This is a genomic window from Stenotrophomonas maltophilia, assembly GCF_001676385.1.
GTDB classification, from domain to species: Bacteria; Pseudomonadota; Gammaproteobacteria; order Xanthomonadales; family Xanthomonadaceae; genus Stenotrophomonas; species Stenotrophomonas maltophilia_J.
Genome location: NZ_LYVJ01000005.1, coordinates 1 through 25344, shown reverse-complemented (window position 1 = coordinate 25344; position 25344 = coordinate 1). Strand labels below are relative to the sequence as shown.

Genomic DNA, 25344 nt, shown 5'->3' with positions numbered 1-25344 from the left:
GGGTCAGAAGTGCATCTGTGCGCGAAGTTCGAAGATCTCCGGCGTGCTGTGCACGCCACGACGGCTGGCGTCGACCTTCACGTAGTTGGCCTGGAACTTGAAGTGGCTGGTCAGGTACCAGTTCGCGCCCAAGGTCAGGTCGTGCTGGCGGCCGCCGAGGATGCTGCCATCGTCCAGGTCGAGGCGACTGTAACGGGCGACCAGTTCCACCGCACCGTAATCGTGCGCGGGCTTGATGTTGGCCACTGCGCCAGCGTTGTACGGGCGCGATTCGCCGGTCAGCACCCAGCTGGCCATCGCGTACTGGCCGCTGCCGGTGTAGTCGGGCTTGCCGTCATGGCGGGTGACCGTGGCGCGCAGGGCTTCGGCCTGCAGCGAGAACGGGCCACGGATCCAGATGCCTTCCAGGCCGGTGCGGCGGATCTGGTCGGCGGTGGCCAGCGCGCCCGAATCGACGTAGCGGATGTCGGTCAGGCCGGCTTCCGGGCGGGCGCGCAGGCGGGCGCTGGCCTCGTGGTGCACGTCGCGGCCATCGCGGTAGCCGCGCGGGTTCTCCTGCGAATAGGCCAGGCCCAGGTGGATCACGTCACCCGGCGCCTTCACCGGCGTCCACACCGCACGCGCGGCCTGGGTGGTGCCGGGGTTGTCACCCTGCAGGTCCTTGCCGCCATAGGCACCGGCCTGCAGCAGGTACTGCGGGCGCTCCAGCACCCACTCCACGCCGGTACGGCGGCCTTCGTAGAAGGCCTGCACCGGCAGCGAAGTTTCCAGGAAGCTGCCGGCACGCGAGGAGGTGTTCGCATCCAGGCCGACCGGGGTCTTCATGTAACCGAAGCGGAAGCGGCCGACGTCGCGCCCGAACAAGGCCTTGCTCTCCAGGCGCACGAACACGTCCAGCCAGGTGTCGGCCTGGAAGTCGTAGTAGACCATCGCATCGTAGACGCCCTTCTTTTTCAGCGTTGCGCCGAATTCCTTGCGGCGCACTGCGTCATCGTCCTCCAGGCCGCTGCCCGACGAAAAATCGTTGTAGTCGTAGGCAATGTTGGCGGTGGCCGCCAGCTCGGTGCCATCGCCGAAGGTGTACCGGGTCGGCCAGTTGTCGAAGTCGGCAGCAGAGGCGAGGGCGGGAAGGGCGGCCAGCGACAGGGCCAGCAGGGGGGGAATCGGGCGCATGGTGGGTGCGGCTCTCTCGGATTGCGTGTGGACAGGACAACAACGGCCGCTGCGGCCGGAACTTTTGCAGGAAGAACGTGCCCGGCCGTTCAGCCTGGGCCACCGGCCATCCCGTGGTCGGGCGGTGTGGCGCCAGTGTAGGCACCACGCTCACCTGAACCGGGGGGCTAGTACCAATAGGTTATCTGCGCCGGCGTGCCCGGCGCGTACAAAGGCGTCCATTGGTCGCACCCCCTGCGCGTGCTGCGCAGGGCCTGCGAGCAGTTTCCACGGTAACGGTTCCCGTGCAGTCCCGGGCCCGTACGTGCCTGAAAACGCCCCTTCCGGAGTCCGCCATGCACATCCCGACCGCAGCACCGGTGCCTGCAAAGCCGTTGCCGATCTATCGCCAGCTGTACGTCCAGGTGATCGTGGCGATCATCCTGGGTGCCATCCTGGGCCACTATGAACCGCTGCTCGGCGCGAAGATGAAGCCGCTGGGCGACGCCTTCATCAACCTGGTGAAGATGATCATCGCGCCGGTGATCTTCCTGACCATCGTCACCGGCATCGCGGGAATGACCCACCTGCGCACCGTGGGCCGGGTGTTCATCAAGGCGATGGTGTATTTCCTGTTCTTCTCCACGCTGGCGCTGGTGGTAGGCATGATCGTGGCGCACGTGGTGCAGCCCGGCGCGGGCATGAACATCAATCCGCTCGACCTGGACCAGACCGACGTCAACAACTACGTCAAGAAGTCGCATGAGCTGACCCTGGTCGGCTTCCTGATGGACATCATTCCCAAGACGCTGATCAGCGCCTTCGTCGACGGCAACATCCTGCAGGTGCTGTTCGTGGCGGTGCTGTTCGGCGTCGCGCTGGCCTCGGTGGGCGAGAAGGGCAAGCCGGTGCTGAACTTCCTGGAAGCGCTGGTCGCCCCGGTGTTCAAGCTGGTGCACATCCTGATGAAGGCGGCCCCGATCGGTGCCTTCGGTGCGATCGCCTTCACCATCGGCAAGTACGGCGTGGGTTCGCTGGTCAACCTGGCGTGGCTGGTCGGTTCGTTCTACCTCACCGCCTTCCTGTTCGTGGCGGTGATCCTGGGCGTGGTCTGCCGCCTGTGCGGCTTCTCGGTGTTCAAGCTGGCGCGCTACCTGAAGGCCGAGCTGCTGCTGGTGCTGGGGACCTCCTCGTCCGAATCCGCGCTGCCATCGCTGATGGAGAAGATGGAACGCGCCGGCTGCAGCAAGTCGGTGGTGGGCCTGGTGGTACCGACCGGTTACTCGTTCAACCTGGATGGCACCAACATCTACATGACCTTGGCGGCACTGTTCATCGCCCAGGCCACCAACACCGAACTGACCCTGGGTCACCAGATCGCGCTGCTGCTGGTCGCCATGCTCAGCTCCAAGGGGGCGGCCGGCGTGACCGGTGCCGGTTTCATCACCCTGGCGGCGACGCTGGCGGTGGTGCCGGAAGTGCCGGTGGCCGGCATGGCGCTGATCCTGGGCGTGGACCGCTTCATGAGCGAATGCCGCTCGCTGACCAACTTCATCGGCAACGCGGTGGCCACCGTGGTGGTCTCGCGCTGGGAAGGCGCGCTGGACCACAACCGCCTGCAGCTGGCGCTGGACGGTCGTGAAAGCGAGTTGCCGCCGCCGGTCGATTCGCTGCCTGAGGCGCTGCCGGCCAAGGGCTGATCCACTTGTGTGGTGCTGCGGGGCCGGTCACGCCAGTGGCACGGCCCCGCGGTGTTTCAGGGCGTCCCGGGATTGTCACGGACGGCGCCGAAGCTGGCATCCGGATACTCTCGCGTATGGCGGTCTATTGTGCGGTCGCAGCATGGTTGCGACAGGATAGCGACAGGTCCCGACGCTCCAACGGGGGTATCATCCCCTGTCCCTCTTGCCCATTCATGTAACCAACGTCGATGTCCAACGAAGATTTCAAACAGGCCGCCCTCGATTACCACCGGATGTCCCCGCCGGGCAAGATCAAGGTCTCTGCGACCAAGCCGATGCTGACCCAGCGCGACCTGTCGCTGGCGTATTCGCCGGGCGTGGCGTATGCCTGTGAAGCGATCAAGGCCGACCCGCAGCAGGCCAGCGAGCTGACCGCCCGCGGCAACCTGGTGGCGGTGATCTCCAACGGCACCGCGGTGCTGGGACTGGGCAACATCGGCGCACTGGCCGGCAAGCCGGTGATGGAAGGCAAGGGCGTGCTGTTCCAGAAGTTCGCCGGCATCGATGTGTTCGACATCGAAGTCGACGAGACCGACCCGGACAAGCTGGTGGACATCATCGCTTCGCTGGAGCCGACCTTCGGCGGCATCAACCTGGAAGACATCAAGGCACCGGAGTGCTTCGTGGTCGAGCGCAAGCTGCGCGAGCGCATGAAGATCCCGGTGTTCCATGACGACCAGCACGGCACGGCGATCATCGTCGGCGCGGCCGTGCTCAACGCGATGGCGATCACCGGCAAGAAGATCGAGGAAGTGAAGCTGGCGACCACGGGCATGGGCGCGGCCGGCGTTTCCTGCGTGAACATGCTGGTGCAGCTGGGCCTGAAGCCGGAGAACATCCTGGCCTTCGACCGCGAGGGCGTGATCCACACCGGCCGTACCGACCTGGACCCGGAAAAGAAGCGCTATGCGCGCGACACCGACAAGCGCACCCTGGCCGAGATCGTCGACGGCGCCGACATCTTCCTGGGCCTGTCGGCACCGGGCATCCTGACCGCCGAGATGGTCAAGACCATGGCACCGGACCCGGTGATCTTCGCCCTGGCCAACCCGACCCCGGAAATCATGCCGGAAGTGGCGCGCGCGGCGCGCCCGGACGCGATCATCGGCACCGGCCGTTCGGACTATCCGAACCAGGTCAACAACGTGCTGTGCTTCCCGTACCTGTTCCGTGGCGCGCTGGACGTGGGCGCCACGGCGATCAACGAGGAAATGAAGATCGCCTGCGTGCGCGCCATCGCCGCACTGGCCCGCCGTGCCGCCACCGACATGGGGTCGGCCTACGGCGGCGACACGCCGAGCTTTGGCCGTGAATACCTGATCCCACGCCCGTTCGATCGCCGCCTGCTGGTTGAGCTGTCGGCCGCCGTGGCCCAGGCCGCGATGGATTCGGGCGTGGCCTCGCGCCCGATCGAGGACATGGGCGCGTACCGCGACAAGCTGGCCCAGTTCGTCTACCGCACCAGCCTGATGATGAAGCCGGTCTACGACCGCGCGCGCAGCGACAAGCAGCGGGTGGTCTACGCTGAGGGCGAAGAGGAAGTGGTGCTGCAGGCGGTGCAGAACGTGGTCGATGACGGCCTGGCGCACCCGATCCTGATCGGCCGCCCGGAAGTGATCGAGTCGCGCATCGAGCGCCTCGGCCTGCGCCTGAAGATCGGCGAGAACGTCGAAGTCACCAACATCAATGATGATCCGCGCTTCAACGAGTACTGGCAGTACTACCACGGCCTGACCGGCCGTCGTGGCGTGACCGTGGCCGCGGCGAAGAACCTGATGCGCTCGCGCCCGACCCTGATCGCGGCGGTGATGGTCGCCCGTGGCGAAGCCGATGCGATGCTGACCGGCATCGTCGGCCGCTTCCACAAGAAGCTGGGCTACGTGCGTAGCGTGCTGCCGCTGGAGCCGAAGGTCACCTCGACCTCGGCGATGACCGGCGTGATCAACCAGCAGGGCGTGTTCTTCTTCGTCGATACCCACGTGCAGGAAGATCCCACCGCCGAGCAGCTGTGCGAAGCGACCCTGCAGGCGGCTTACCGCATGAAGCTGTTCGGCATCGAGCCGAAGGTGGCGCTGCTGTCGCACTCCAACTTCGGCAGCCATGATTCGAAGGATGCGCTGAAGATGCGCCAGGTGCGCGAGCTGCTGCTCAAGCGCAACCCGCGCCTGAACGTGGACGGCGAAATGCAGGGCGACACCGCGTGGGATGAAGCGCTGCGCCAGAAGCTGCTGCCGGGCTCGACCCTGCAGGGCCGCGCCAACCTGTTCGTGCTGCCGAACCTGGAGGCTGCCAACATCGCCTACAACCTGGTGCGCGTGTTCACCGACGGTGTTGCGATCGGCCCGATCCTGATGGGCGTGAACAAGCCGGTGCACATCCTGACCACCAGCGCGACCTCGCGCCGGATCCTCAACATGACGGCGATTGCTGCAGTCGACGCGCAGATCAGGAAGCAGCTGGAAGCGGAAAAGAAGGCATAAGCCTTCTTTCCCGCTTCCGCTGCCCACGCATTCTTCCTCTACCCCCGCCTTCGGCGCGCCCCTTCAACAAGAAGGGGCTCCTGGTCGGAAGAATGATGGCGCTGGCGCGGTTGGACGTCGGCACAAATGAAGACACCGGGCATTGCCCGGTGTTTTCATTTGCCGCAATGGCCGCCGAACCTGCCACACGCGCTACGCAGGCCGGTCATTCGCCTGCAACGCCGCCACGGCCCAATACACCCACGCGGCCCGGCCGTGGGAAGGAACCGGACCGGCCTTCCCACCCTGGGCCCGACCACTTTCTCACTGGCGAGGGTGTCATGCGCAATCGAGTGACGCGGCGGTACTTCCAGCAACTGTTCGCGCTGTACGCCGGTTTCGTGCAGTCTCGCTGAGGCTACGACGCGGGAGTGCCGGGCCACGCCCGGCGAATGCGTGGTGCGTGGGGGTCAGCGCGGCTTGCCGCGGCGTGCCGGCGCCGATGGCGGTGCCTCCGAGCGCGGCTTCGCATACTGCGCCCACAGCGCCGGCAATGCCTTGCCGGTGTGCACCTGCCACAGCGCGGGTGCATAGCGGCCGTCGCGCAGGGCCTTGTCCAGTGCCAGCACCAGGCCCGGATGTTCCGCCTCGGCCCATTTCAGGAACGCAGCGGTGACCCGGTAGCCGCTGTCGAAATTCTGTCCCTTCTCGACCTTGCCCGGCAGTGCCCATCCGGCAGCGGCATTGTCCAGGCCGTAGCGATCGCGTGCGTAGTCGGCGATGCCTTCCACCAGCCAGCCCGGTACGCGTGCATCGCCGTAGCCGGGATAGCCCTGCACGATGTGCATGGCTTCATGGGTGACCAGGTCGATATCGTCCGGGTGCTGCGCCAACCAGCCCGGGTTGATGGTGATCGTTGCGGCCTGGTCCTTGTCGCCGACGAAGGCGATGCCGGTGTAGGCCGGATCGATCACGATGCGCACCGTCGACGGTGCCGCCGGATGGAAGTCAGCGCGTTGGCGGAGATAGGCGTGGAAGAACGCATCGAGCATGCGCCTGCGTTGCGGCGTGGCGAGGACGGCTCCGGCGTCCCGATAGTCCAGTGTCACCCCGCCACGCGTCAGCGATGCATCGAATGCCGGGGCCTGGCCGGCACTGGAGAAGGACAGGCCCAGCAGGGCCAGCGGCAACAGGCGGCAGCGCAGGGTGTTCATCGTGCGGCGCCGGCGGCCAGCAGCTCGATCTCCGCCAGCGACAGGCGCCCGGGCGCCCCCAGGCGCAGGCGGTACTCGTTGTAGCGGCCGGGATGGGCGATGCGGAACGGACGCGTCTGGCGGGCGGATTCGAAGTCCTCGCCGCTGCGCTGGTCCAGCACGCTCCAGCGGCCGCTGCCGTTGCGCGCTTCCAGCGTCCATTGGCCGCCCTGGATGCGGCCGTCGCCGCTGGTCAGCGTGTATATCGTCGGCGTGCCGTCGCCCAGGCCGGTCAGCGCGATGGTTGCGCCAGCGCCCAGGCCGAGGGTGGTGGCCGCATCGTCATCGACCAGCGCCGGCAGGGCGCGGCCATCGGCCAGCGTCGCCTTTGCGCCGCTGCCGAGCAGGTCGTGCAGCAGCTGCGGGCGCTGGCCGCGCGCGGTCAACGAGCGCGGTACATCGTCCACACCGCTGCCCCAACGCGACGGCCGCGGCCCCATTTCGAAGTCCAGCGTCGCGCCCTTGGCGATCAGGTCGTGCGGCACCCAGGTCTTCGTCCAGGGCTTGCCGTTGATCTTCAGCGACTGCACATAGACGTTCTCGCGCGAATTGTTGGCCGCGTTCACGGTCAGCACCGCGCCGCCCTGCAGTTCCACCCGCGCATGGCGGAATGCCGGCGAGCCGATCACGTACTCCGGGGCGCCCATGCGCAGCGGGTACAGGCCCAGCGAGGCCAGCACGTACCACGCCGAGGCCTCGCCGTTGTCCTCGTCGCCGGGATAGCCCTGGCCGATCTCGCTGCCGACGTACAGCCGCGACAGGATCTCGCGCACGTGCTGCTGGGTCTTCCACGGCTGCCCGGCGTACAGGTACATCCACGGGATATGGTGCGCCGGCTGGTTGCTGTGCGCGTACATGCCCATGCGCACGTCGCGCGCTTCGGTCATCTCGTGGATGGTGCCGCCATAGGAGCCGGCCAGCGCCGGGTCGGCGGTTTCCGGCGTGGCAAAGAAGGCATCCAGCTTGGCGGCCAGCTTGTCGCGGCCACCGTACAGCGCGGCGAGGCCTTCACCATCGTGCGCGGCGGTGAAGGCGAAGGTCCAGCCGTTGGATTCGGTGTAGTCGTGGCCCCACACCCGCGGGTCGTAATCCTTGGCGTCCACCCGCCAGCGGCCGTCGGCGTTGCGGCCCTGGAAGAAGCCGGCCGCCGGATCGAACATCGTCGCGTAGCTGGCCGCGCGGTAGCGGAAGTAGTCGGCCTCAGTGCTGTAGCGCTCGCGCGCAGCGGGCGAGGCCGCACGCCTGGCCAGGGCATCGGCCATGTTGGCGATGCCGAAATCGTTGAGCGCGCCTTCCATCGTCCACGACATGCCCTCATGCACGTCGGCGCTGGCATAGCCACGGAAAGTCGAGCGGTCCATGCCCTTGCGGCCGACATGGCGGTCGGGTGGTACCACGGTGGCATTCTTCAGCGCGGCGGCGTAGGCCTCGGCCGGGTCGAAACCGCCAATGCCCTTCAGCCACGCATCGGCGAAGGCCACGTCCGAACTGGTACCGACCATCAGGTCGGCGTAGCCCGGCGACGACCAGCGTGCGATCCAGCCGCCGGCGCGGTACTGCTCGATGAAGCCCTGCACCAGCTGGCCGGCATCGTCGGGCGTGAACAGCGCATAGGCCGGCCAGGTCGTGCGGAACGTGTCCCAGAAGCCATTGTTGACGAACACCTTGCCATCACGCACGCCGGTGAAGCTGCGGCTCTCGCTGCCCTCGGTGTTGTCATCGCTGGCGCTGGCCTGGTTCGCGTAGCGCCAGGCCGGCGCGGCCGCGCTGCCAGCATTCTCGTGGCCGGAATTGGGGTAGAGGTACAGCCGGTACAGGCTGGAATACAGCGTGGTCTTCTGGTCGTCGCTGGCATCGCCGATGTCGAAGCGGGACAGGCGTGCATCCCATGCATCCTGCGCCCGGCCGGCCACGCTCTCCAGCGTGTCGGCGGCGCTGATCTCCAGCGCCAGGTTGTGCCGCGCCTGTTCCACCGAAATCAGCGAGGTGGCAATGCGCATCGTCACCCGCCGGTCGCTGCCGGCATCGAACTTGATGTAGCCGGTCGGACGACCGGTGCCGATGCGGCCGCTGCTGCGCCAGGGCTTGTCGAAGCTGGCCACCACGTACATGCGGCTGGCGCCGTTGGACAGGCCGCTGCGGGTATCGGTGTAGCCGGACAGCGTCTGCGTGGCGGCGTCCAGGGTCAAGCCACCACGCGCATCGACATTGTCGAACAGCAGGTTGGCGTCGCCGCCCTCGGGAAAATCGAAACGGAACAGCGCGGCATGGTCGGTCGGTGCGATGGCGGCCGCGATCCCGTTGTCGAAACGCACGTCGTAGCGGTACGGACGCGCGCTTTCATGGCGGCGGTCGAACGACAGCGCGCGCTTGCGGCGGTCGGCGTCCGGCACGCCACGGCTGGCCGAGGGCATCACCTGGAAGGTCTGGCGGTCGCCCATCCACGGGCTGGGCTGGTGGCTCAGCGCAAGCGCCTGCAACTGCGGGCGGTTCTGTGCGTCGTTCTGCTCGTTCCAGCGGTACAGCCAGTTCAGCGCGCCGGCATCGGTCACCGGGGTCCAGAAGTTGAAGCCATGCGGCACCGCCGTGGCCGGGAAATTGTTGCCGCGCGAGAAGGTGCCGTTGGCCTGGGTGCCGCGGGTGGTCAGTACCCAGTCGGAGACACGCTGCGGCTGCTGCCTCGGCACGCTGTCCAGGCGCACGTCGTCGATCCAGCCGGAGACCGCGGCACCGTCGGCACTGGCCACTTCCAGCTCGATCGCCACCACGCGGCGGCCCTTCAGTGCGGGTACGTCGCCCAGCCGCACCGACTTGCGTGCCCATTGCTGGGGATACAGTGTCTTCGATTCGCCCTGTGCACGTGCGCCGAGGGCCACCCCATGCTGGTCCCGCGCAGCGCCGGCCGAAACGCGGCTGCCGTCGTCCAGCAGCAGGTCCAGCGAGACATAGGTCGAGGCCACGGTGTCCTTGCCGACGATTTCCGGCAGCACCAGCCACGACAGGGTGGTATCGGCCTCGATGGGCAGGTCGGTCGTGAACAGTTCGCGCCGCGTGCTGCCGCCGGTGCTGCTGTAGCGCAATGCATGCAGGCCGCTGTAGCCGACGTTGCGCTTGGCGGCGTAGGGCGCCGCAGGGCCACTGCCGATCGTGACCTGCAGCGTGCCGGCGGCCTTCGACGGGGCCGGTTCACCGGGTTCGAACGAGGTCTGCAGTCCCTGTGCCAGCACCGGCATCACGGTAGTCGCGCAGGCCAGGGCCAACGCGAGTGGAAGCAGGGCGCGGCGAGGATCGGACAGGGTCATGCAAGGGTCTCCCGGATGGGCTGGCGGCGGGCAGAACCCGCATCGGCGGACACCACGGGCAGCATCGCTCCGCCCGCCAACGTGGCAGTGGAAGAGGCGATGCCGGTCCGGTGGGGGCGGGCCATGCGATCGGGTCGGATGGGGGGCCGAGTTGCGCGACCCGGCCCGATCCTGCAACAGCATCGATGTGCTGGCAAGTGCCATTTAGTTCGATCCAAACCCGGGAAATATCGCGATGGCCGATTTTCGCCGGGTCTGCGCGGATCGATCCGGGAAGTTCTTCCGCTGCATGGCCCGGCAGCCCAGGGCCGCACGGTGGCGATCACCGCGAAAGTGCGCAGGCCGGGCCGGCGCGGCGCCATGCCCGGCTGGCCCGGGTGCTAGAATTACAGGCCTCGCAACCCGTGCATCGACATCCGCCATGAGCCATACCGCCACCGCGCCCGCCAACGCCGAGAAGCGCTACACCGTGCATCGCAGTGATCTCCCGCTGAGCTGCCCGACCCCGGAAATGGCGCTGTGGAATTCGCATCCGCGCGTGTACCTGCCGATCGAAGACGAGCCCAACGGCGAAGCGCAGTGCCCGTACTGCGGTTCCGTGTTCGTCCTGGCCGACTGAACGGCTGCTCCCTTCAATGCGCCGATTGACCGTGGTGCAGTTGCTGCCGGCGCTGCACTCCGGCGGCGTCGAGCGCTCGACCCTGGAAATCGCTGCGGCCCTGGTCGCTGCCGGCCATCGTGCGCTGGTAGTCTCCGCCGGTGGCCGCCTGGTGCAGCCGCTGCTCGATAGCGGTGCCGAGCACCTCACGCTCGACATCGGCCACAAGTCGCTGCTGACCCTGCGCCATCTGCCGACCCTGCGCAGGCTGTTTGCCGAGGTTGGCGCGGATATCGTGCATGCCCGTTCGCGGCTGCCGGCCTGGCTGGGCCTGTACGCGATCCGTGCCATGCCCGTCGCGCAGCGCCCGCATTGGGTGACTACCGTGCACGGGTTGAATTCGCCCAGTCGCTACAGCGCGGTGATGACCAGCGGTGAACGCGTGATCTGCGTGTCCAATACCGTGCGCGCCTACGTGCAGCGTCACTATCCGACGGTGCCGGAAGAAAAGCTGCAGGTCATTCCCCGGGGCGTCGATGTCGGCCAGTTCCCACGCGTGGCGCGTGCCGACCGTCGCCCGCGGCTTGCCTTGGCGGCCGATTATCCCTGGCTGGCCCAGGTTGAAGGACCGCTGCTGCTGCTGCCTGGGCGCGGCACCCGGCTGAAGGGTCACGCCCACGCGCTGCACCTGCTGGCCGACGTGCGTGCCGCCGGCGTGCCTGCCCAGCTGTGGATGCTGGGCACCGACGAGCCCGGGCGCGAGGCCTACGTGGCTGACCTGCGCCGCCAGGCTGCGGCACTGGGCGTGGCCGAGGCCGTGCAGATCAGCACGCCTACCGCACGCATCGCCCAGGCCTACGCGGCCAGCGATCTGGTGCTGCAGCTGTCGGACAAGCCCGAAGCGTTTGGCCGCACCGTCGTCGAGGCGCTGTCGGTCGGCCGCCCGGTGCTGGGCTGGGACCACGGTGGTGTCGGCGAACTGCTGCAGCAGCTGCAGCCCAGCGGCGCGGTGCCGCTCGGCGACGCGCGTGCGCTGGGTGAACGTGCGCTGGCCCTGCTGGCGCAGCCGCCGTCCCTGCCGGCCCGGATCCCGTTTACCCTGCAGGCCATGCAGCGCGATACCCTCCGCCTCTATGCCGACCTCGCTGGCTGATTCCGCCGTGGTTGTGCGCGAAGATCGTGCCGGGCGCTGGGCGCCCTGGTGGGTGCTGGCATATGTAGCGATGTGGCCGCTGCCGGGCATCGCCGAAACCGTGCTCGGGCTTGGCGCGCTCTACGCTGCCGCGCGCATGGTCATGCGCCGGCTGCAGCGCCGCCCGCACCTGCTGAGCACGGCGGCGTGGGCGCTGGCCTCGATCCTGTTCCTGGGCTACTGGCTGCCGCAGGCGTTCTCGGCCATCGATGCCGTCGACCCTTCGGTCTCGTGGACCAAGGCCGCCGCCGGACTGCGCTACCTGCCCTTCATGTGGCTGGTGGCGATCGCGGTGGCCACGCCGGAGCGGAGACGGCTGACCTTCGGCGGCCTGGCGCTGATCACCGGCGCGTGGATGCTGGACGCACTGGTGCAGGCGCTGGCTGGCACCAGCCCGTGGTTCTGGTCGCTGGAGCATCTGAAACTGGCCGTGAGTGGGCACGCACTGTGCCCGGCCGACGAAGCCGCCCTGGCCGATCGCCTCAGTGGGGCGCTCGGGCCGTGCAACCTGAAGTTCGGCCAGGTGCTGGCCAGCCTGTCGCCCTTCCTGCTGCTGCCCGCAGCACGGCGATTTGGCCATGCGGGCTGGTGGCTGGCGGCCGCCGGCCTGGGATGCGTGCTGCTGCTGGCCGGTTCGCGGGCTTCATGGATTACCTTCGCGCTGGTGCTGGCCTACAGCGGCGTGCGCCAGTTCGGCTGGGCGCGGCTGTTGCTGCTGGCGCTGGTGGCGGCACTGGCTACTGCCACCCTGGCAGCGGGTGTGCCGCAGCTGCGCGAGCGTGTCGCGCGTACGGCACAGGCATGGAGCGAAGACGCGCAGGGTGTTGACGAGGCACTTTCGGGGCGCGCGCGCATCTGGAAGGCGGCCGTGTGCATGATCGAGGAACATCCGGTGAACGGTGTCGGTGCGCGCGGCTTCCGCGATGCGTATCCGGCCTGCGTGGCCGACGAGGGTCCCGCCGTCTGGGGCGATCAGCCGGCACTGCACGCCCACCAGATCGTGCTGGAAATCCTTGCCGAGACCGGCGTGCTGGGCCTGCTGCTGTGGTTGGCGGCGGTGGCGCAGGCCTGGCGGGCATGGCGTTACGCTCCGGCAGCCGCACGTGACCGAGCACGCCCGGCGATGCTGGCGCTGGCGGTGACCGTGTTCCCGCTCAACACCCACCTCGCGTTCTATTCCGCGTTCTGGGGGGGCCTGACCGTGCTGCTGGCTGCGTTGTTCGCCGGCAGCCTGTTGGCCCGCGAGCCGGACGCGCCGATCCGCGCGGACTGAGCACCGGCATCCACGCATGGCGTGGGTCTACTTCAGAATGCTCCGCGTCATCAAATCCACGCCATGCGTGGATGGAGCCCTGCCGTCCCAGCCTTACCTGTAGAAATCACTCCGGCCGCCCGGCTGGCGCTTGAAGCGCCGGTGGATCCAAAGGTACTGGTCGGGGGCCTCGCGCACCATCGCTTCGATGGCCTGGTTGACCCGCGTGGTGTCGGCTTCAACATCCTCGCTGGGGAAGTTCTCCAGCGGCGCGCCGATCTTCAGGAAGTACCTGCCGCCTTCGCGCCGGTGGAAATACGGGATCACCGCGCAACCGGTCATCCGTGCCAGCTGGTGGGTGGCGGTGATGGTCGATGCGGTGTGCCCGAAGAAGGGCACGAACACGGTGTCCTTGCCGCGCATGTCCTGGTCGGGGGCGTACCAGAGGAAACCGCCCTTCTTCAGGTGGCGCACGGTCGCGCGGATGTCCTCGTTGGCGAACATCGCCTTGGCGTAGCGCAGGCGGCCGAACTTCACCGCCCACTCATACACCGGGTTCTTGTGCCTGCGGTACATGCCCGACAGGTCGACGTAGTCGCACAGCAGGCGGCCGCACATCTCCAGGGTCATGAAATGGCCGGACACCAGCAGAACGCCGCGGCCCTCGGCCTGCATCCGGCGCAGATGCTCCAGGCCTTCGATCTGCACCTGCGGGCGGATGCGGTCAATGCTGCCCCACCAGGCACGGATGCACTCGAACACGCCCACGCCCAGTGCATCAAAGCTGTCGCGCACGAGGCGCTGGCGCCAGGCGTCGTCTTTCTCCGGGAAGCACAGCCGCAGATTGACCTCGGCGGCCCGGCGGCGGCTGCCGAGCAGGCGCCAACTGACCCAGCCGACGCCCCGGCCCAGTGCGCGCTGCAGCATCCACGGCAGGCGGGCGATGGCGAAGGCGCCGAGCATGGCGGCGAACATCGGCCAGTTGCGAGGATTGCGCAGCGGCGGCCGGACGGCGGTGGTGGCATCTGACATGGCTCCATTCTACCAACCCCGTTGCGTGTCTTTCCCCAGGGGCTCCCGTATCCTTGCCGCATGCGTAAAGACCCTGTCGAATGGATCCTGCGCGGCCTGTATTCGGCCGTGCTCTACGTCCTGCTGCCGATCACCGTGTACCACCTGGTGTGGCGCGGCTTCCGGGTCCGTGAGTATTTCAGGCGCTGGGACGAGCGCTATGCCTCCTACCCGCAACCGACCTGCCAGCCGCGGGTCTGGCTGCATGCGGTCTCGGTGGGGGAGGTCAATGCGGCCGCTCCGCTGGTCAATGCGCTGCGCCAGCAGCGCCCGGACATCCGCTGGGTCATCACCACCATCACCCCGACCGGCTCCGAGCGCGTGCGTGCGTTGTGGGGGGACGCGCTGGACCATGTCTACCTGCCCTACGACGTGCCGGGCAGCGTCAACCGCTTCCTCGGCCACTTCCAGCCCAGCCTGGCGCTGATCCTGGAAACCGAGCTGTGGCCGAACATGCTGTTCGGTTGCCGCGACCGGCGCATCCCGGTCTATATCCTCAATGCGCGCCTGTCAGCCCGCTCGCTGCGCGGCTACCGGCTGCTGGCGGCGCTGATCCGGCGTGCGTTGCGCACGGTCACCTGCGTGGCCGCGCAGTCGCAGGACGATGCCGACCGCTTCGTGCAGCTCGGCGCCGCTCCCGAGCAGGTGCAGGCGCTGGGCAACCTCAAGTTCGACATCGCCACGCCGGAAGTGCAGGGCTTTGTCGAGCAGTTCCATGCCCGCGTACCCGCCCGGCGGCCGGTGTGGATCGCCGCCAGTACCCACGATGGTGAAGAACAGGCGGTGATCGACCTGCACCGGCGCCTGCGCCAGCAGCATCCGGGGCTCCTGCTGCTGTGGGCGCCGCGGCACCCCGAGCGCTTCCCGAAGGTGGAAGCGCTGGCGCGCGACCAGGGTTGGAACGTGGCGACGCGGCGTGCGACGCAGTGGCCGGAGGCAGGAACCGATGTGTTCGTCATTGACACGCTGGGCGAGTTGATGCCGTTCTACGCCTGCGCGCAGGTGGCGTTCGTCGGTGGCAGCCTGCAGCCAATTGGCGGCCACAACCTGCTGGAGCCGGCCGCGATGGGCACTGCCGCCGTGACCGGCCCGCATCTGCACAACTTTGCCGAGATCTCGCGACGCATGCGCGAAGCCGGTGCGTTGCTGATCGGCGAGGACGTGCAGGCGATCGGTGACCTGCTGCAGCACCTGCTCGACGACGCGCAGGCGCGCGAGGACATGGCGCGGGCCGGCTGCACCCTGGTCAGCAACGGGCGTGGCGCCCTGCAGCGCACGCTGGCGCTGGTCGCGCCACACCTGCCACCACCGCTCAGCTGAGATGGCCAGCGCGGTGCATGAGAGCTGACGTGATCGACTGCATCAATTCGGCTTAGCAACCGGATTCGTGTCGCAGCGGGACCGGCTGTGCATCTTCCAGCGTGCCTGTGGTCACATCGCGATACGCGTGCAGCCAATTCCGATATCGCCCGCGGGCGCGGCCTGCCAGCCTGCTGTCGACCGCGCTTGAGCGGCTATCAAGGGAGCTTGCGATGGACAGCGACAGCGGCCGGGACGTCGGCCTGGGCATGGATCACGTCGCCGGGATGGCATTGACCCTGTTGCTGGGCGGCAGCGTGGTCGCGCTGGTTGGCCAGCACACCGCCGCGCAGGCCGGACCGGCCATCGTGCTGAGCCTGCTGCTGGCGGCGCTGGGTGCCATGCCGATGCTGTGCTGCCTGCACGTCCTGGACCAGCGCCTGCCGAGGGCCGGGGGCCTGCAGGGAGCGCTGCGCATCGGCTGGGGCAGCAGGCCCGCCCGCCTGATGGGTTGGGCGCTGCTGCTGGAACTGCTTGCAACCAGTGCCGGCGTGGCGTGGTCCACGGTCGACCATGTACACGCTGCGCTGGCCACGTGCGGACTGGATGCCGGCGTGGGCCTGCCGGGTCAGGCGGTGGCCGCCGCAGGCCTGCTGTTGCTGGGAGTGGTCACGCTGCTGCCGGCACGTCGCGTGGCGCTGATGGCATGTGGGTTGTTGACGGTGAAAGTCGGCGTGGGACTTCTGTTGCTGGCCCTGGCTGCCCGCCACGTGCACTACGCGCACTGGGTCCCTTGGCTGCCGGAGGCCACCGCGCCCTATCGCTTCGGAATCGGCGGTGTATTGGCAGCCAGCGTGCCATTGCTGGGTGTTTTCGCCAGTGTTGGATTGGTGCTGGGCCTCCCCCAACCGCGTCAGCAGGCACGGCCACGACAGCTGCTGGTGCTGGCGCGGGTCGTGCTGATCGCCATGCTGTCGCTGATCGTGCTGGCCGCCGTGCAGGCCGGCCTGGTGGAGTTCCCGGTGCTGGCCAGCACACGGCCCCTGTCGATGGCATTGCAGGGCCACCCGCAACTGCAGTGGATGTTGCCGCTGCTGCCGCTGGGCGGTGCGGCCGGACTGATGGCGCTGCAGCTGGTCCTGCTGCAGTTGGGGGCGCAACTGGCAACGCAGTTGTGGCCGACCGGGTGGGGCACCGCGCCCCGGTTGTGGCTGCGGCTGAGGGGCATCGTGCTGGTCCTGCTGGCGATGCCGCTGGTGCTGTGGGTGCCGCCAGCGGCGTTGCCGGTGTTGCCGGGCCCGGTGACCCTGCTGGTGATGGCAGCGTTGTGCCTGGCCGCACTGCGCGCGCCTGCGCCCATACCACGCGGCATGCCGGTGCTGGCGCCCCTGGCGGTGGTGCTGTGCCTGCTGGCTGCGGCGGAGCGGTTGCGCGCCTGGCCGGGTTGATGGCCTGGCGTGCAGCGGGGCATGACGACCGCACAGGCAAAAAAAAAGCCACCCTTGCGGGTGGCTTCTTCATGGCTGGCCGGACCAGGGCTCAACGCGTGCTGGTGGCCGGATTGCCGGCATCCTGGGTCAGCAGGCGGTTGATGTCCTGCAGTTCGGCCACGTCCAGGGCACCCAGCGACTGGCTCAGCAGCAGGCGGTTCTGCAGGAAGGTATAGCGGGCCTGGGCGTATTCGAGCTGGGCCGAGAACAGGATGCGCTGGTTCTGGATCACGTCCAGCACGGTACGGGTGCCGACTTCCAGGCCGACCTGCGAGGCGTCATAGGCGCTCTGTGCCGAGACCACGGCCAGGCGGCGGGCTTCCACCTCGCTGATACCCTGCACCAGGGTCTGGTAGGCATTGCGGGTATTGCGGTCCAGGGCGCGCTTCTGCTGCTCGTAACCGTCCTGGGCGATGTCGCGTTGGGCCAGCGCCTGGCGCACGCCGGACTGGGTGGCGCCACCGGAGAAGATCGGCACGCTCAGGGTCAGCCCGATGCTGTTGGTGCGCGCGTCCGGCGACAGCGAACCGGCGCCCACGCTGTCGCCCCAGGTGGCGCTCTTGCCCCAGCTGCCACCCAGCGACAGCGTCGGGTAGTGACCACCACGGGCTGCCTGCACACCGGCCTCGGCGGCGCTGACCTTCAGTTCCTGCGCCTTCAGCGCCGGGTTCTGGGTGGTGGCCTGCTGCACCAGCTCATCGATGTTGCCGCGGTTGGCCGGCACTTCCGGGCGGAAGTCGGCTGGCAGGCCTTTCAGGTTGGTTACCGGCTGGCCGGTCAGCTCGGTCAGGGCCTGGTAGTTATCGGCCAGGGTGTTCTGCGCAATGATGGTGTTGGCACGCGCCTGGTCGTACTGGGCGCGTGCTTCGTGCACGTCGGTGATCGGCGCCAGGCCCACTTCCAGGCGCTTGTCAGCGAAGTCGAACTGCTTCTTCGCGGCCGCTTCGTTGGTCTGTGCGGCGTTCAGCGATTCGATCGCCACCAGCACGTTGAAGTAGGCCGCCGAGGTGCGCACGATCAGGCTGTCGTTGGCCGAATCGAGGGTGAAGTCCGCCGCCTTGCTCAGTTCGCGCTGCGAGCGCAGGTTGTTGATCTGGGTCCAGTTGAACAGCGTCTGGCTGCCTTCGATCGCATAGTTGCGGCGCTTGCTGGTGAACGAGCCGGAGTTGGCGTCGGCGTCGGGCTCGCTGCGCGTGCGGTTGAGCGTGGCCTGGCCGTTGATCTGCGGCAACAGGGCAGCGCGCGCCTGCACGGCGCCTTCCTTGTCATACAGCCGGGTCGATTCGGCGGCCGACAGCTGCGGATCACCGTTGCGCGCCATCTCGTAGACCTGCAGCAGGTCGGCGGCATGGGCGGACAACGGCAGCAGGGCAGTGGCCAGCGCAACAGCGAGGGATCGACGGATCATTGCGGCTTCCTTGGACTCAGAGGTGGAACTGGGGTGCCGGGGCGGCACCGCGCAGGTAATCGATATCGGTCTCGAACAGGGACTCGGTGCCGCCGTCGGCCTTGACCAGCAGGGCCTCCATCGCCGGCGAGCGGCCATGGATCACGAACAGCCGCCCTCCCGGACGCAGCCACGATGCGAACTGTGACGGCACCACGTCCACGGCGCCAGTGACACAGATCACGTCGAAACGGCGTTCGGTCTGCCAGGCGAGGGCGTCTGCCACCTCCACCCGGATGTTGGTGCCGAGGCCCGAGGCGTCCAGGCGAGCGCGCGCGGCCGCAGCCAGCTCCGGGTCGATCTCCAGGCTCAGCACGTCGCGCGCCAGCGCGCCGATGCAGGCGGACAGGAAGCCGCTGCCGGTGCCGATTTCCAGTACCTCGTCACCCGGCTGCAGGTCCAGCGCCTGCAGGGTGCGGCCCTCGATGACCGGCTTCATCATCTTCTGGCCATTGCCGATCGGCAGTTCGACATCGGCGTAGGCCAGTGCCCGGTGCGCGTCGGCGACAAAGGCCTCGCGCGGCAAGCGGGCCAGGACGTCGAGCACCTTGATGTCCAGCACATCCCAGGGACGGATCTGCTGTTCCACCATCAGTTCGCGGGCGTGGGCGTAATCAATCGTCATGAGGTTCAAATCCAGCGCAGTGGGCCGGCCATTTTACCGGTGCCGGAGGCCGGCGGCGCGCCCAGAGCATCAGCTGCCGGGGGCCGGGATCGCAGTGCCGGAAGTCATCGCGACCTCCGGTTCATTCAGGTTTGCCGTTTCAGCCGGTTCCGGCCCCCCGCGGCGCATACGCGCGCAGGAAGAAGTCGATGCTCGCGGCCACGTGGGCCGAAGGATCGCTGGCGACCGGTGACAGTGGCATGCCGCACATCATATGCATGTGCACTTCGCCCTTGACCAGGGTCAGGAACTGCTCGCCGGCCAGTGCGTAGTCGGCGATCTCCAGTTCGCCGCGCTCGCTGCGCGAGCGCAGGAACTCGGCCAGCGCTTCGCAGGTGCGCTCCGGACCGGCCTTCCAGAACAGTTCGCGCAGGCGCTCGTCGGTCTCGGGAGCCATCATCACCCGCTGGATCGAGATCGCTGCATCCGAGGTGATCAGCTTGAAGAAGGCCAGGCCGATGCCGATCAGCTGGTCGCGCAGCGGGCCGTCCGCATCCGCCACGAACAGGGCGTCGGGCAGCATTTCGATGCATTTGGACTGCACGGCCTCGGAGAACAGGGTCTCCTTGTCGCCGAAGTGGCTGTACACCGTCAGCTTGGAGACGCCGGCCTGGGCGGCGATGCTGTCCATGCTCACGCCGGTGTAGCCCTGTTCGATGAACAGGGCCTTGGCTGCCTCGAGGATTGCCGCGCGCTTGCCGAGGTCCTTGGGGCGCCCGGGGCCAGTGGTCCTGGCCGCCGGCTTGGCCGGCGGCTTGCGGGAAGTGGGAGAACTCATCGACGTAATACTAGACCAAGCGGTTCGATATTTATACTATACCGCCCGGTTTATTAAATTGGGCCGGCAGTCGCGGCTCCCCCTTGTTGGAACCCTGCGTTATCAGGACGTTGACCGATGAAGATCGTGCGCTGGATGGGCGGTATGGTGTGGGTGGCTGCGTTGGCAGCCTGTTCGGGACCGGAGCAGGCGCCGCAGGCGGCCGTGCCGGTCCTGGTGGTTCATCCCGGCGAGCAGGCCGGGCAGGCACCAGCGGCGTTCCCGGGCACGGTCCGCGCCCGCCAGGAAAGCCCGTTGTCGTTCCGGGTGGGCGGCAACCTGGTCAAGCGCCACGTCGATGCCGGCCAGCGGGTGAAGAAGGGCGATGTGCTGGCCGAACTGGACGTGGCCGACTTCGCGCTGCAGGCGCGCGCTTCGCAGGCGCAGCTGGCGGCGGCCGAGGCCGACCTGGTACGTGCCCGCGATGACCTCCGGCGCTACCAGGTTCTGGCCGACCAGCAGCTGGTCAGCCGCTCCCAGCTGGACCAGCAGTCTGCCGCCTTCAAGGCCGCGCAGGGCCAGGCCAATGCTGCCCGTGCCAACCTGGACGTGCTGCGCAACCAGGCCGGCTATGCGCAGCTGCGCGCGCCGGCCGATGGCGTGATCGCCAGCCGCGAGGCGGAAGCCGGGCAGGTGGTGTCCGCTGGCCAGACCATCTTCAACCTTGCCGCCGACGGTGGCCGCGACGTGCGGATCGACCTGCCTGAGGCCACCATCCGGGACTATGCGGTGGGCCAGCCGGTCGAAGTGGAGCTGTGGAACCGCCCGGGCCAGCGCCTGCCGGGCACGATCCGTGAAATCGCCGCTGCCGCCGATCCGCAGGCGCGCACCTATGCCACCCGGGTCAGCCTGGCCGCCGATGCGCTGGCCGATGTCGAACTGGGGCAGAGCGCACGCGTCTACAGCCGCGCCGGCCGCCACGGCACCCTGCAGCTGCCCCTCGGCGCACTGCAGCGCGGGGCCAACGGCGCTGCCAGCGTGTGGGTGGTTGATCCTGCCAGCAGCACGCTGAAGGCTACGCCGGTCACCACCGGCACCTACGGCAGCGAGACGGTGCCGGTGTTGTCCGGCGTCAGCGCAGGGGATTGGGTGGTCGCCGCCGGCGGTCACCTGCTGCGGGCCGGCCAGGCAGTGATCGCGGTTGACCGGCAGAATCGCCCGGTGCTGAAGCCCGCCGCGCCGGCGGCGGCTGCCAAGGCGAAGGAGTAAGCCGGTGCGCCGCTTCAATCTTTCCGAATGGGCGTTGGCCAATCGCCCGCTGGTGCTGTTCGCGATGCTCGCCTTCGCCCTGATCGGTGCGTGGTCGTACAAGCACCTGGGCCAGTCCGAGGATCCGCCGTTCACCTTCAAGGCAATGGTGGTGCGCACCTTGTGGCCAGGTGCAACGGCCGAGCAGGTTTCCCGGCAGGTGACCGAGCCGATCGAGAAGGCCCTGATGAACACCGGCGAGTACGAATTCATCCGTTCGTACTCGCGGCCGGGCGAATCTCAGGTCATCTTCATGGCGCGCGACAGCCTGCGTTCCAGGCAGATTCCCGACCTCTGGTACCAGGTTCGCAAGCGCGTGGGCGACATCCGCCCGACGTTGCCGCGCGAGATAGTCGGCCCGTTCTTCAACGATGAGTTCGGCGACACCTACGGCAACATCTATGCGCTGACCGGCAAGGGTTTCGACTATGCGGTGATGCGTGACTACGCCGACCGCATCCAGCTGGAACTGCAGCGCGTGCCCGACGTCGGCAAGATCGACCTGGTCGGCCTGCAGGACGAGAAGGTGTGGATCGAGCTGTCCAACACCCGCTTGGCCACGCTGGGCGTGTCGATGCAGCAGGTGCAGCAGGCGCTCGCTGACCAGAACGCGATCACCGGCACCAGCTTCTTCGAGACCGCCACCGACCGCGTGCAGCTGCGCGTGACCGGCCAGTTCAACGACGTCGAAGCGATCCGCCAGTTCCCGATCCGGGCCGGCGACCGCACCGTGCACCTGGGCGACATCGCCGAGGTCAAGCGTGGCTTCGCCGATCCGGCCTCGCCGAAAATGCGCTTCATGGGCGAAGAGGCGATCGGCCTGGCCGTTGCGATGAAGGATGGCGGTGACATCCTCAAGCTCGGCGCCAATCTGGATGCCGAGTTCGCCCGCCTGCAGAAGACCCTGCCGGCCGGCATGCAGCTGCGCAAGGTTTCCGACCAGCCGCAGGCGGTGGAGGAGTCGGTCGGCGAGTTCGTGCAGGTGCTGACCGAGGCGGTGGTGATCGTGTTGCTGGTCAGTTTCTTCTCGCTGGGCCTGCGCACCGGCCTGGTGGTGGGCGTGACCATCCCGCTGGTGCTGGCGATGACGTTCTTCGTCATGCACTACTTCGATATCGGCCTGCACAAGATCTCGCTGGGCGCGCTGGTGCTGGCGCTGGGCCTGCTGGTGGACGATGCGATCATCGCGGTGGAGATGATGGCCACCAAGATGGAGCAGGGTTACGACCGCCTGCGCGCGGCCAGCTTCGCCTGGGAATCGACCGCGTTCCCGATGTTGACCGGCACCCTGATTACCGCCGCGGGCTTCCTGCCGATCGCCACGGCGGCATCGAGTACCGGTGAGTACACCCGCTCGCTGTTCCAGGTGGTGACCATCGCGCTGGTGGTGTCGTGGATCGCCGCGGTGTTGTTCATCCCGTACCTGGGCGACAAGATGCTGCCGGATCTGTTCAATCCGCAGCCGCCGAAGCTGGGCAGCCTGTCTGCGCGCTGGCGTGCCCGGCGCCAGCAGTGGGCCGACCGCTCTCCGGCGCTGGCCAACCTGATCGCGCCGCCGCAGCATGGGCACGACCATGATCCATACCAGCGCCCGTTCTATCGCAGTTTCCGCTGCTTCCTCGATGCCTGCCTGCGCCATCGCTGGTGGGTGATCGCGGCGACCATCGGCCTGTTCGTGTTCTCGCTGTTGATGTTCCGCTTCGTGCCGCAGCAGTTCTTCCCGGATTCGACCCGGCCGGAATTGATGGTGGATATCGAACTGGCCGAGGGCGCGTCGTTGCGCTCGACCCAGGCCCAGGCCGAGAAGCTTGAAGCGCTGCTGGCCGGCCACAACGGCATCGCCAACTACGTGTCCTATGTGGGCACCGGCTCGCCGCGCTTCTACCTGCCCCTGGACCAGCAGCTGCCGGCCACCAACTTCGCCCAGTTCGTGGTGCTGGCCAAGGACATCGAGTCGCGCGAGAGCACCCGTGACTGGCTGCTGCACGAGGTGGTTCCGAAGTTCCCGGACGTGCAGATGCGCGTGACCCGGCTGGAGAACGGTCCGCCCGTGGGCTACCCGGTGCAGATGCGCGTGTCCGGCGAGCATATCGAGAAGGTGCAGGCGATCGCGCGCCAGGTCGAGGCCAAGGTGCGCGAGAATCCGCATGTGATGAACGTCAACCTGGACTGGAGCGAGCCAAGCAAGGTGGTGCGCCTGGTGATCGACCAGGAGCGCGCCCGCGCGCTGGGTGTCAGCAGCGCACAGGTCAGCCAGTTCCTGGCCGGTGCGTTGGCGGGGCAGTCGGTGAGCGTGTACCGTGAAGGCAACCGCCAGATCGAGATGCTGCTGCGTGGCCCGGCCGATGAGCGTGACCGGCTGGAGTTGCTGTCCAGCCTGTCGATGCCGACCGCCAGTGGCGGCAGTATCACGCTGTCGCAGGTGGCGACGATGGAGTACGGCTTCGAGGACGGTATTGTCTGGCACCGCAACCGCCTGCCGACAGTCACCGTGCGCGCCGATATCAGCGATGGCATGCAGCCGCTGGATGTGGTGCACCAGATCCTGCCGACGCTCGATGGCATCCGTGCCGAGCTGCCCAGCGGCTATCTGCTGGAAACCGGCGGCACCGTCGAGGATTCGGCGCGTGGCCAGGACTCGATCAAGGCGGGCATGCCGTTGTTCCTGGTGGTGGTGGCGACACTGCTGATGCTGCAGCTGCGCAGCTTCTCGCGTGCGGCGATGGTGCTGGTGACCGCACCGTTGGGCATCATCGGCGCGACCCTGTTCCTGCTGCTGTTCCGCGCGCCGTTCGGCTTCGTGGCGCTGCTGGGCACGATTGCGCTGGCGGGCATGATCATGCGCAACTCGGTGATCCTGATCGACCAGATCCAGCAGGACATCGATGCAGGGCATGACCGCTGGCATTCGATCATCGATGCCACGGTGCGCCGTTTCCGCCCGATCGTGCTGACCGCGCTGGCGGCCGTGCTGGCGATGATCCCGCTGTCGCGCAGCGCGTTCTACGGATCGATGGCAATCTCGATCATGGGCGGACTGATCGTGGGCACGGTGCTGACCCTGGTGTTCCTGCCGGCGCTCTACGCGGCGTGGTTCCGGGTGAAGCCGGACGAATCCGGGGCGTGATGCCCCGGGTTGTCCGATCGGGGTCAGAGCCCTTTCCCGCGGGGGAAAGGGCTCTGACCCCATGCACGCCCATCCACGCAGGGCGTGGATCTTATCTCTTGCCGATCTGGCACCTTGGGTGCCGAGAGCCCGGCGTGGGCGACCGTGTGGATCCAGGTCTTGCGACCGAGAAGTGGCTTGGGTCCCCACGCCGGATTCTCCCTGAACCGCCCGAACAGTTGGTTGAGTTGGCGCTCGAACTGATAAGACCGGGCAAGCGGGGGGGAGCTCTCGACCCTGTCAGCCTAGCGGAGTTCTGCCATGTTTGGGATTGGGATCGATGTGAGCAAAGCCACGCTGGATGTGGCCGTCCATGGAGAGCAGTTTCGCCAATTCAGCAACGACAAGCGCGGCTTTGTGCGCTTGATTCGGTGGTTGAAGAAGTGGCCGATCAAGCAGGTCGTTCTTGAGGCAAGCGGGGGTTACGAGCGGGCTGCTCTGGATGTATTGCACGCCGCCGGCCTGCCGATGGTACGGATCAATCCAGCGCGTGCACGGCGATTTGCCCAAGGCACGGGCCGTGCCGCCAAGACCGATCGGCTCGATGCGACGGTGCTGGCGCAGATGGCCCATTTGTTGCCGCTGACCCGCTACGTACCGCCTGCTCCTTGGCAGCAGCGTCTGTCTGAGTTTGCACAATGCCGCAGGCATCTGGTGCAGATGCGGGTCAGTGAGATGCAGCGCTTGCGGCGATTGGTCGATCCGGATCTGATTGCGATGAAGCAGCGCCATATAGCTCAGCTATCTGACGACCTGAAACAATTGGATAAAGCTATTGCCGAGCAGCTTGAGGGACAGCCTGGCTGGAAGAATATCGGCGCGCTCAAAGGCGTCGGACCCATCCTGATCAGTACGCTGGCCTGCGAGCTCCCGGAACTGGGCAGTTTGGGAAGCAAAGCCATAGCATCGCTGGTGGGTTTGGCCCCGATGAACCGCGAAAGTGGCACTTGGCAGGGTCAGCGACGCATCAGTGGTGGGCGCGCGGTGGTGCGCGAAGCCCTTTACATGGCGGCCCTCACCGCCATCCGGTACGAGCCGAGACTGCGCGCGTTTTACGCTGGCTTGAAGGCCAAGGGCAAAGCGAGCAAGGTGGCGCTCGTGGCGGTTATGCGCAAAATGCTGGTAATCCTCAACGCCCGCAAGCGGGACGCCGAGGTGACCCCCGGCTGCCCCTGACAAGACAGTTGCTACT

17 protein-coding genes are annotated in these 25344 nt (G+C 67.6%); 10 read left to right on the top strand and 7 right to left on the bottom strand.

Annotation, left to right across the window (positions count from 1 at the left end):
• Window positions 1-3: 3 nt before the first annotated feature.
• Window positions 4-1173, bottom strand: coding sequence for an OprO/OprP family phosphate-selective porin (locus tag A9K58_RS07465; protein WP_065198771.1), 1170 nt, complete (start codon window positions 1171-1173; stop codon window positions 4-6).
• Window positions 1174-1508: 335 nt separating this feature from the next.
• Between A9K58_RS07465 and A9K58_RS07460 the strand changes: the two genes are divergently transcribed.
• Window positions 1509-2852 (top strand): dicarboxylate/amino acid:cation symporter, encoded by a 1344-nt coding sequence (locus A9K58_RS07460; RefSeq protein ID WP_065198770.1) that lies wholly within the window; start codon window positions 1509-1511, stop codon window positions 2850-2852.
• 230 nt (window positions 2853-3082) lie between these two features.
• Window positions 3083-5374 (top strand): NADP-dependent malic enzyme, encoded by a 2292-nt coding sequence (locus A9K58_RS07455; RefSeq protein WP_065198769.1) that lies wholly within the window; start codon window positions 3083-3085, stop codon window positions 5372-5374.
• A gap of 449 nt (window positions 5375-5823) precedes the next feature.
• On the opposite strand, the gene A9K58_RS07450 is transcribed toward A9K58_RS07455, so the two are convergent.
• Both A9K58_RS07450 and A9K58_RS07445 read right to left on the bottom strand, forming a co-directional pair.
• Window positions 5824-6567, bottom strand: a complete 744-nt coding sequence (locus tag A9K58_RS07450; RefSeq protein WP_065198768.1) for a basic secretory protein-like protein — start codon at window positions 6565-6567, stop codon at window positions 5824-5826.
• Window positions 6564-9908: a GH92 family glycosyl hydrolase gene (locus A9K58_RS07445; protein ID WP_065198767.1), complete on the bottom strand. Its 3345-nt coding sequence runs from the start codon at window positions 9906-9908 to the stop codon at window positions 6564-6566. Before A9K58_RS07445 ends, A9K58_RS07450 begins: the two co-directional genes overlap by 4 nt.
• 421 nt (window positions 9909-10329) lie before the next feature.
• Here A9K58_RS07445 and A9K58_RS07440 point away from each other — a divergent pair, with 421 nt between their 5' ends.
• Genes A9K58_RS07440 through A9K58_RS07430 form a run of 3 tightly spaced genes read left to right on the top strand, consistent with a single transcriptional unit; the run spans window position 10330 to window position 12971 of the window.
• Window positions 10330-10527: a zinc-finger domain-containing protein gene (locus A9K58_RS07440; protein WP_005410967.1), complete on the top strand. Its 198-nt coding sequence runs from the start codon at window positions 10330-10332 to the stop codon at window positions 10525-10527.
• Between the two features lie 16 nt (window positions 10528-10543).
• Window positions 10544-11659 (top strand): glycosyltransferase, encoded by a 1116-nt coding sequence (locus A9K58_RS07435; RefSeq protein WP_065198766.1) that lies wholly within the window; start codon window positions 10544-10546, stop codon window positions 11657-11659.
• A complete protein-coding gene (locus tag A9K58_RS07430; protein WP_065198765.1) occupies window positions 11640-12971 on the top strand; it encodes an O-antigen ligase family protein in 1332 nt (443 codons plus the stop codon). Before A9K58_RS07435 ends, A9K58_RS07430 begins: the two co-directional genes overlap by 20 nt.
• Before the next feature lie 93 nt (window positions 12972-13064).
• On the opposite strand, the gene A9K58_RS07425 is transcribed toward A9K58_RS07430, so the two are convergent.
• The gene (locus A9K58_RS07425) at window positions 13065-13982 is read right to left on the bottom strand and encodes an LpxL/LpxP family Kdo(2)-lipid IV(A) lauroyl/palmitoleoyl acyltransferase (RefSeq protein WP_065198764.1); all 918 of its coding nucleotides are present in this window, start codon (window positions 13980-13982) and stop codon (window positions 13065-13067) included.
• Between the two features lie 60 nt (window positions 13983-14042).
• Here A9K58_RS07425 and waaA point away from each other — a divergent pair, with 60 nt between their 5' ends.
• Together waaA and A9K58_RS07415 are read left to right on the top strand one after the other, a co-directional pair.
• Window positions 14043-15341 (top strand): lipid IV(A) 3-deoxy-D-manno-octulosonic acid transferase, encoded by a 1299-nt coding sequence (gene waaA, locus A9K58_RS07420; RefSeq protein WP_065198763.1) that lies wholly within the window; start codon window positions 14043-14045, stop codon window positions 15339-15341.
• 212 nt (window positions 15342-15553) lie between these two features.
• Window positions 15554-16768, top strand: a complete 1215-nt coding sequence (locus tag A9K58_RS07415; protein WP_065198762.1) for an amino acid permease — start codon at window positions 15554-15556, stop codon at window positions 16766-16768.
• Window positions 16769-16859: 91 nt separating this feature from the next.
• Here the strand turns inward: A9K58_RS07415 and A9K58_RS07410 are convergent, their stop codons facing one another.
• The 3 genes from A9K58_RS07410 to A9K58_RS07400 all read right to left on the bottom strand — a co-directional run bounded on the left by A9K58_RS07410 (window position 16860) and on the right by A9K58_RS07400 (window position 19699).
• Complete coding sequence (locus A9K58_RS07410; RefSeq protein WP_065198761.1) at window positions 16860-18218, bottom strand: TolC family outer membrane protein; 1359 nt, start codon at window positions 18216-18218, stop codon at window positions 16860-16862.
• Between the two features lie 16 nt (window positions 18219-18234).
• Complete coding sequence (locus A9K58_RS07405; protein ID WP_065198760.1) at window positions 18235-18882, bottom strand: protein-L-isoaspartate O-methyltransferase family protein; 648 nt, start codon at window positions 18880-18882, stop codon at window positions 18235-18237.
• 139 nt (window positions 18883-19021) lie between these two features.
• Window positions 19022-19699 (bottom strand): TetR/AcrR family transcriptional regulator, encoded by a 678-nt coding sequence (locus A9K58_RS07400; protein ID WP_065198759.1) that lies wholly within the window; start codon window positions 19697-19699, stop codon window positions 19022-19024.
• Window positions 19700-19816: 117 nt separating this feature from the next.
• Here A9K58_RS07400 and A9K58_RS07395 point away from each other — a divergent pair, with 117 nt between their 5' ends.
• The 3 genes from A9K58_RS07395 to A9K58_RS07385 all read left to right on the top strand — a co-directional run bounded on the left by A9K58_RS07395 (window position 19817) and on the right by A9K58_RS07385 (window position 25328).
• Window positions 19817-20947 (top strand): efflux RND transporter periplasmic adaptor subunit, encoded by a 1131-nt coding sequence (locus A9K58_RS07395; RefSeq protein ID WP_065198758.1) that lies wholly within the window; start codon window positions 19817-19819, stop codon window positions 20945-20947.
• A gap of 4 nt (window positions 20948-20951) precedes the next feature.
• Complete coding sequence (locus A9K58_RS07390; protein ID WP_065198757.1) at window positions 20952-24113, top strand: efflux RND transporter permease subunit; 3162 nt, start codon at window positions 20952-20954, stop codon at window positions 24111-24113.
• 300 nt (window positions 24114-24413) lie between these two features.
• Window positions 24414-25328 carry an IS110-like element ISStma6 family transposase gene (locus A9K58_RS07385; protein ID WP_065198756.1) on the top strand — a complete coding sequence of 305 codons (915 nt, stop codon included), beginning with the start codon at window positions 24414-24416 and terminating at the stop codon, window positions 25326-25328.
• Window positions 25329-25344: the final 16 nt, after the last annotated feature.